Annotated in this window: 1 protein-coding gene; it reads left to right on the top strand. The window is 69.1% G+C overall.

What is annotated here, in order from left to right; all coding sequences use genetic code 11:
* A partial coding sequence (locus tag ACLEQD_RS42855) for an alpha/beta fold hydrolase (protein WP_410391718.1) occupies positions 1-1,286 on the top strand: 1,286 nt, incomplete at its 5' end.
* Positions 1,287-1,698: the final 412 nt, after the last annotated feature.

Here is a 1,698-nt window from a genome sequence, read left to right as displayed (position 1 = left end):
GCTACGTCACCGCGCGCGAAGGCCACTCGCTGGACTCCGAGGCACTCAAGGCCCATCTCCGGCAGCAGCTGCCCGAGTACATGGTGCCTTCCGCGCTCCTCGTCCTGGACGCGCTGCCCCTCAACGCCAACGGCAAGGTGGACCGCAAGGCCCTGCCCGAACCCGATGCTCACACCGTCGAGGCCAGGGACTTCGTCGCTCCCCGCGACGCACTTGAGCTGCAGCTCGCCCGCATCTGGGAAGACGTGCTCGGCGTCCGCTCCGTCGGCGTTCGCTCCAGCTTCTTCGAACTCGGCGGCCACTCCCTGCTCGCCGTGCGGATGCTCGCCTCCATCCGCGAGCGCCTCGGCCTCAGCCTTCCGCTCTCCGTCCTCTTCCAGCAGCCCACCGTCGAACAACTCGCGCGGGTGCTTCGCGACGACTCCCAGGTCTGGACGCCCCTCGTGCCGCTGGAGCATGGAGCGCCCGGCCATCGGCCCCTCTTCCTCGTCCACCCCGGTGGAGGCAACGTCCTCGCCTACTCGGAGCTGGCGCGCAGGTTGGGGCCCTCGCTGCCCGTCTACGGCCTCCAATCGCGTGGCCTCGACGGGCGCCCCGTCGCCGAATCCATCGAGGAGATGGCGGACCTCTACATCGAAGCGATCCGCTCCGTGCAGCCGCGGGGCCCCTACCAGTTGGGAGGCTGGTCCCTCGGTGGCGTCATCGCCTACGAGATGGCCCGCAGGCTGCGCGACTCCGGTGAAACGGTGGACCTGCTCGCGCTCATCGACGCCCATGTGCCCGGCCTCACGCAGCCTTCCGGAGCGGACGCGCACTTCTCCTCCGAGGCCCGAGTGAGGATCGCCTTCGCCCAGACCACCGCCACCGCCTTTGGCCAGGAGCTCTCCCTCTCCACCGAAGCGCTGGCACAGGGCGACGACGACGCGATGCTGGATCATCTGCTGCGGGAAGGGCTCCGGGCGCACATCCTCGACGCGCACTCCGGTCCCGCCCAGCTGCGCGCCCTCTTCCGGGTCTTCCAGGCCAACCTCTTCGCCCAGGAGAAGTACGTGCCCCGGCCGTACGACGGCACCGCCCTGCTGCTGAGCGCCAGCGAGGCCCCCACCGGGCTCCCGCGTCACCGAGGCTGGGAGCCCCTGGTGCGTGGCGGCCTGGAGGTGCACACCGTCACCGGCAGCCACCATGAGCTGCTACAAGATCCACACCTCGGGTTCATCGCGGAGCGACTGTGTGTGCTCCTCGCTCGTGCGTCGGGCAGCGAGCCCCATGCCCCCACCGGAAGTTGACCCCCGTTCTGCCCCGCGCCTGATCCGTCAGGCGCGGGGATCCGCTTCCCGGATTCGTTGAGGGCCCCAGTTCCCTGGAAGCCTCCGAGCCCGTGGCGTTGTTCCTGGGTCGGGCGGAGCTCCAACGTCGGAGCCCCCTCCTAGGATGAGCCCCGTAAACACGAGGACTTATTGGATCCCTGGGGTGCAGAGTGGCCCTCATGACACGTCACGTCGTCGCGGAATAATGTAGCCGCCGCGAAGCTCCCAACGCCGCGCTTCACCCGGGAGCGCGGCGCACCACGGCATCCCAGCATCAGCAGCAGATTTGAGCTCTCGCGAGCACCACCGCCCCGGGTGTCGCTCGCGTTGGCGTCACCGAGCGCGGAGTACACGAGATGAGCAACGAGCTGTCGAAGCGGATCGCCAACCT

The sequence above is a fragment of the Corallococcus sp. 4LFB genome (assembly GCF_046520365.1).
GTDB lineage: Bacteria > Myxococcota > Myxococcia > Myxococcales > Myxococcaceae > Corallococcus > Corallococcus caeni.
The sequence above is the reverse complement of the archived record's forward strand: the minus strand, read 5'-3'. Positions and strand labels throughout refer to the sequence as shown.